Source organism: Aminobacter sp. P4_H6_2 (assembly GCF_056400805.1).
Map to the genome: position 1 here is coordinate 1 of NZ_JBFUKO010000348.1, position 5690 is coordinate 5690.

The following is a 5690-nucleotide window of genomic DNA, read 5'->3' on the forward strand; positions in this document are numbered from 1 at the left end:
AGATCTAAAAGTCGGGCAACCGAAATGCGCGGAACGTCAGTGGTTTTGACCGATGCGACCGCTGGATCAAGCATCCATGCGGGAACCAGGAAGGATGGGCACTCGCCTGAGCGCAGGGTCAAATGACGACTGCCGTTGTGGAACTGATCTGCAATCACGATCGCGGGCCGCCGGAACAGCGGGTGGAACGGATAGGCGACCTCCACCTCATGCCCTAGAATCCGGGCATCATGAGGTCCCGTCGGACGGCGGCGGAAGCACCTGGGCCACCATCGCGACCCTTTTGCAAACCGCCAAAATGAACAGCGTCGATCCACTCGCCTGGCTCACCCAGACCCTCGATCGCATCGCYAACCGCTGGCCGATCTCCCAAATCGATCAGCTCATGCCGTGGAACCACCAGGCCTGAACGGCCTCAGCTGCGCGCTTACCCAATAGCCCATCAGGCCGAAGATTGAGTCGAGCAGCGGGCGCCCGGCATCAAGGCCAGTCTGCGCGACCCGGCCGGGACGCAAGTGACCAGCGGTCGTGAAGCTGGTGCCGGATGCCTTCAGGCTAGCGAAGGTTTCAGCTCATGCGTAGAACTACTTGGCCTGAACGGCCTCAGCTGCGCGCTTACTCCTCTGGGGCCAGTACCGGCAGATCTTCGCCTACTCAGCAGTGGCAAGCGCCTCTGCCGGGCTGGTTGCGCTGGCTGTTACGAAACACCCCGCGCTAGATTGGCTGTTGCAGCACCCGATGCTGCAACGGATCGGAGAGATCTCTTATGGCGCCTATGTCTACCATGCCTTAGCAATCTCTATCACGCTGCAACTGCTATCATTGCAGATCGACATCCCTAGGGACGGCCTCCCGCTTGCCGGACGGCTGATCTTGTTCGCTATTTCCTACACGATGACAATCGCGATGGCGGAGATTTCTTACCGCTACTTCGAGAGCCGCTTCCTTTCGCCCCGGTCGAGGAAGGGGCCGGTTCCAGTCCAGGTTTCGTGACAACCGTCCGCACAGACAAGCTACACTCTCTTGCCGTCGCTGCCGAAAAAATGCAGTTTTTCGCGCCGCGCAAATATCGGCAGCTGATCGCCGATCCGCACTTCGGTGCGGCCGGGCACGCGCACCACGATCTTGCCACCGCCGGCCTGGCAATACAGGAAACTCTCGGCACCCACCGGCTCGACGCCTTCAACGTTGGCCATGAGTCTCAGACCGTCGTTTGACGTGGCTCCATCGGCGCCGACCTCGCAGTCCTCGGGCCTGAAGCCGATCGTCGTGGCATTGCCGGCAACAGTCGGAAGCGTGATGGCATCCTCAAGCTGGCCGTTTCGCAGGGGCAGCAGGTTCATCGGCGGCGCACCGATAAAACTTGCGACAAAGGTCGAGGCGGGTTTTTCGTAGATGTCGAGCGGCGCGCCTTGCTGTTCGACCAGCCCGGCATTCATCACCACCAGAACGTCGGCCAGCGTCATCGCCTCGAGCTGGTCGTGGGTGACATAGACCGAGGTGACGCCGAGCTTGCGCTGGAGATTCTTGATCTCGACACGCATCTGGCCGCGCAGCTTGGCRTCAAGGTTGGACAGCGGCTCGTCGAACARRAAGACCTTSGGGTTGCGCACGATGGCGCGGCCCATGGCGACGCGCTGGCGCTGGCCGCCGGAAAGCTCGCGCGGACGGCGCTCGAGCAGATGGGCGAGCTCCAGCGTCTCGGCCGTGGCGCGCACGCGCTTGTCGACCTCGTCCTTGGGCGTGCCGCGATTGCGCAGGCCATAGGCCATGTTGTCGTAGACCTTCATATGCGGGTAGAGCGCATAGTTCTGGAACACCATGGCAATGTCGCGCTCGGTCGGGCCGATGGCGTTGACCACCTTGCCGTCGATGGAACACGTCCCGGCCGAGATGGTTTCGAGGCCTGCGACCATCCTGAGCAAGGTGGACTTGCCGCAGCCGGAGGGGCCGACGAGCACGCACAGCGCCTTGTCGGGAATGGCGATGGAGACGCCTCTCACCGCTTCGACCCCGCCGGGATAGACCTTACGTACGTCCTTGAGATCGACGGTTGCCATTATTTCTCCGTATCGACGAGGCCGCGCACGAACCAGCGTTGCATAAGCACAACGACCAGGATCGGCGGCACGATGGCCAGCATGGAAGTGACCATCACCAGATGCCATTCAGTGTCGGCATCGGCAAACGAGATCATCTTCCTGAGCGCAATGACGATGGTGTTCATGTCGTTGCGGTTGGTGACGAGAAGCGGCCAGAGATATTGCGTCCAGCCGTAGATGAACAAGATGACGAACAGGGCCGCGATATTGGTGCGCGACAGGGGCAAAAGGATATCCCAGAAGAAGCGCAAGGGGCCCGCACCATCGACCCTAGCTGCCTCGACCAGTTCGCCTGGAATGGTGAGAAAGAACTGGCGGAACAGAAGCGTTGCCGTCGCCGAGGCGATCAGCGGCACGATCAGCCCGGTATAGGTGTCGATCAGGCCGAAATCGACCATCACCTTGTAGGTCGGCAGGATGCGCACCTCGACCGGCAGCATCAGCGTGATGAAGATCAGCCAGAAGAACGTCATCCTGAGCGGAAAGCGGAAAAAGACGATGGCGTAGGCCGACAGCAGGGAAATGATGATTTTGCCGATGGCGATGCCAAGCGCAACAACCGTCGTGTTGAACAAAAGCGTGGCGACACTGACCCCGCCGATGCGGCCGACACCGCCGAACAGCGCTTCGTAATAGTTCTCAAAAAAGCGGTCGCCGGGCCAAAGCGGCAGCGGCGGGCGCAGGATCGTCTGCAGCGAATGGGTCGAGGCGACGAAGGTGTAGTAGATCGGAAACGCCACGATCAGGATGCCGAGGATCAGGACGGCATGCGCGATAAAGGTGCGGATCGGGGATTTATCGATCATGGGTGCAGCTCCCTTCCTTCTCCCCGTTCACGGGGAGAAGGTGGCTGAGCGAAGCGAAGTCGGATGAGGGGCAGCACTCCACACTCTGCCGGGACCTTCTCCCCGTGAACGGGGAGAAGGAGGCTGATCTCTCACCCATAATGCACCTTCTTTTCGACATAGCGGAACTGGACGGCGGTGAGCGCGATGACGATGACCATCAGGATCACCGACTGTGCCGCCGAGTCGCCGAGGATCAGATTGACGAAGCCGTCATTGTAGACCTTGTAGACCAGCGTCTCGGTCGCCTTGCCCGGCCCGCCGCCGGTGACGGCGTGGATGATGCCGAATGTGTCGAAGAAGGCGTAGACCGTGTTGACCACGAGTAGGAAGAATGTGGTCGGCGCCAGAAGCGGAAAGACAATTGTCCAGAAGCGCTTGAATGGCTTGGCGCCGTCGATGGCCGCCGCTTCGATCAGCGTCTTGGGGATCGCCTGCAGGCCGGCAACAAAAAACAGGAAATTGTAGCTGATCTGCTTCCACGACGCGGCGGCGACGACCAACGCCATCGCCTGCTCGCCGTCGAGCAGCGGGTCCCAGTTGATACCCAGCCAGCGCAGGGCGTAGGCCAGAGAGCCGATGGACGGGTTGAACAGAAACAGCCACAGCATGCCAGCGATTGCCGGGGCAACGGCATAAGGCCAGATCATCAGCGTGCGATAGATGCCGCGACCGCGGATCACCTTTTCGGCCATGACGGCGAGCAGCAGTGCCGTACCCATGGCGACGGCCGCTGTGGCGATCGAAAACACCGCCGTGACCTGGATCGAGTTAAGGTAATACGGGTCCGACAGCACCTTCTTGAAATTCGCGAACCAGACGAATTTCGACGACAGGCCGAAGGGATCCTCGCGCAGCATTGACTGGCGCAGCGCCTGGCTGGCGGGCCAGTAGAAAAAGATCAGCGTGATCGCCAGCTGCGGGGCGACCAGCAGGTAAGGCAGGATCTTGTTGGGGAAGACGACGCGTGGGGACAATGAGGGCCTCTTGTTACGCGTTTGTCGGAAATTGCGTGGCGCCGCATTCTTCGGCCCAGCGTTGGCGCCGCCCCTCACCCTTACCCTCTCCCCGTGAAGGACGGGGAGAGGGAGGGCGCCCACCTTGCCGCTTGTCCCTTCTCCCCGTCATGACGGGGAGAAGGTGCCGGCAGGCGGATGAGGGGCAGCGCTACGATGACATCAAACGGACGTCAGTTGCCGATCGCTTCCTGGATCGCCTTGTTGCCGCGCGCAACGGTGTTGTCGAGCGCCTGCTGGGCGGTCTGCTGGCCAGCGAGCATCTTTTCGAGCTCTTCGTTTTCGATATCGCGGACCTGCGGCAGGTTGACGAGGCGAACGCCCTTCGAATTTTCGGTCGGCGCCTTGCCCATCATCTGCTTGATCGGGATTTCGCGGGCCGGGTTCTTGTCGTAGAAGCCCGACTTCTTGGTTTCCTCATAAGCTGCGAGCGTGACCGGCAGATAGCCCGAGACCTGGTGCAGGCGCGCCTGGATCGGCGTCTGCGACAGGAAGTTGAAGAAGGCGGCTACGCCCTTGTACTGGTCATCCGGCAGGCCGGCGAAGACCCACAGCGAAGCACCGCCCGGGATGGTGTTTTGCGGAGCACCCGCAGCGTCGGCCTCGTAGGGCAGCTGGCCGGTGCCATAGTTCATKCCCGACTTGATCACGTCGCCAAGGCCGCCCGAGGATTCGGTGAACATGCCGCATTCGCCGGCGAGGAAGATCTGCTTGGCCTCGGACGTGCGGCCGCCATATTTGAACGTGCCGTCCTTGGCGAGATCGGCGAGTTCCTGGAAGTGCTTGACGAAGGCCGGAGCGTTGATCTTGAGCTCGACGTCGGTACCGCCGATGCCGTTTTCATTGGTGCCGTAGGAGACATTGTTCCAGGCGGCGAAATTCTCGGTGTGAATCCAGGTCAGCCAGGTCGAGGTGAAGCCGCAGGGCGCGGCACCGCTCGACTTGATCTTCTTGGCGGCGTCCCAGACTTCGGTCCAGGTCTTGGGCGGATTGTCGACGTTGAGGCCAGCCTTCTGGAAGATGTCCTTGTTGTAATAGAGGATCGGCGAGGATGAATTGTAGGGGAACGACAGCATGGTGCCGTCCGGCTTCGAATAATAAGAGACGATGCCCGGCAGGTACTGGCTCTTGTCAAAGACCGTGCCGTCCATCGACAGGATCTCGGCGACCGGCTTGATGGCACCCTCAGCACCCATCATCGTACCCGTGCCCGCATCGAAGACCTGCATGATCGTCGGTGGCTGCTTGGCGCGGAAGGCGGCGATGCCGGCATTCAGCGTCTCGGGATAGGTGCCCTTGAAAACCGGCACGATCTTGTAATCGGCCTGGCTCTCGTTGAACTCCTTGGAAAGCTTCTCAACGACCTCGTTGTTCGCGCCGGTCATGGCGTGCCACCATGAAATCTCGGTGACTGCGAAGGCGGAGGTGCTGGATAGCAGCGTCATAGTGGCGGCAACTCCGGCCGCGAAGCCTAAGGTCTTCATGTCTCGCTCCCGTTGTGGTTGGCGAAATGTTTAGTTCCGCGAGGAGCAGTATTGTCGGAATATGACAGCGCTACAACAGTTTTGTAGCGATCGTATGAAGGTCGCATTTGGCGCGCTTCGTTTTCACTTGCGCTGCAACCGGAGCATCGATTTTCGCATTTGCAAAAAACGAAAGCGATTTACCGACAATTAGACTCATCTGAATTGCCAGCAATGCCGGCTAACAAAAGGCTGAAATCATTT

The 5690-nt window shown here is 60.5% G+C and carries 5 protein-coding genes and 3 pseudogenes; 2 read left to right on the forward strand and 6 right to left on the reverse strand.

Annotated features, from left to right (window positions below):
* Window positions 1-206: pseudogene (locus tag AC1DUU_RS21260) on the reverse strand (hypothetical protein); the annotation flags it as partial.
* A gap of 35 nt (window positions 207-241) precedes the next feature.
* Here AC1DUU_RS21260 and AC1DUU_RS21265 point away from each other — a divergent pair.
* Window positions 242-409 (forward strand): annotated as a pseudogene (locus AC1DUU_RS21265) (transposase domain-containing protein); the annotation flags it as partial.
* 22 nt (window positions 410-431) lie between these two features.
* Here AC1DUU_RS21265 and AC1DUU_RS21270 read toward each other — a convergent pair.
* Window positions 432-569, reverse strand: a pseudogene (locus tag AC1DUU_RS21270) (P-type conjugative transfer protein TrbL); the annotation flags it as partial.
* 169 nt (window positions 570-738) lie between these two features.
* Between AC1DUU_RS21270 and AC1DUU_RS21275 the strand changes: the two are divergent.
* Window positions 739-993, forward strand: coding sequence for a hypothetical protein (locus AC1DUU_RS21275; RefSeq protein ID WP_476785382.1), 255 nt, complete (start codon window positions 739-741; stop codon window positions 991-993).
* Window positions 994-1013: 20 nt separating this feature from the next.
* Here AC1DUU_RS21275 and ugpC read toward each other — a convergent pair whose 3' ends face one another.
* The 4 genes from ugpC to ugpB form a co-directional block, all read right to left on the reverse strand.
* Complete coding sequence (gene ugpC, locus AC1DUU_RS21280; protein ID WP_476785383.1) at window positions 1014-2060, reverse strand: sn-glycerol-3-phosphate ABC transporter ATP-binding protein UgpC; 1047 nt, start codon at window positions 2058-2060, stop codon at window positions 1014-1016.
* Complete coding sequence (gene ugpE, locus AC1DUU_RS21285) at window positions 2060-2908, reverse strand: sn-glycerol-3-phosphate ABC transporter permease UgpE (RefSeq protein WP_476785384.1); 849 nt, start codon at window positions 2906-2908, stop codon at window positions 2060-2062. The genes ugpC and ugpE overlap by 1 nt, the downstream gene beginning before the upstream one ends.
* Window positions 2909-3039: 131 nt before the next feature.
* The gene (ugpA, locus tag AC1DUU_RS21290; RefSeq protein ID WP_476785385.1) at window positions 3040-3924 is read right to left on the reverse strand and encodes a sn-glycerol-3-phosphate ABC transporter permease UgpA; all 885 of its coding nucleotides are present in this window, start codon (window positions 3922-3924) and stop codon (window positions 3040-3042) included.
* A gap of 212 nt (window positions 3925-4136) precedes the next feature.
* The gene (ugpB, locus tag AC1DUU_RS21295; protein WP_476785386.1) at window positions 4137-5447 is read right to left on the reverse strand and encodes a sn-glycerol-3-phosphate ABC transporter substrate-binding protein UgpB; all 1311 of its coding nucleotides are present in this window, start codon (window positions 5445-5447) and stop codon (window positions 4137-4139) included.
* Window positions 5448-5690 lie beyond the last annotated feature (243 nt).

What these genes read in the sequence shown, in the direction of transcription:
- AC1DUU_RS21275 (WP_476785382.1), top strand. Translation starts at nt 739, where the DNA reads ATGCTGCAACGGATCGGAGAGATCTCTTATGGCGCCTATGTCTACCAT.
- ugpE (WP_476785384.1), bottom strand. Translation starts at nt 2,908, where the DNA reads ATGATCGATAAATCCCCGATCCGCACCTTTATCGCGCATGCCGTCCTG.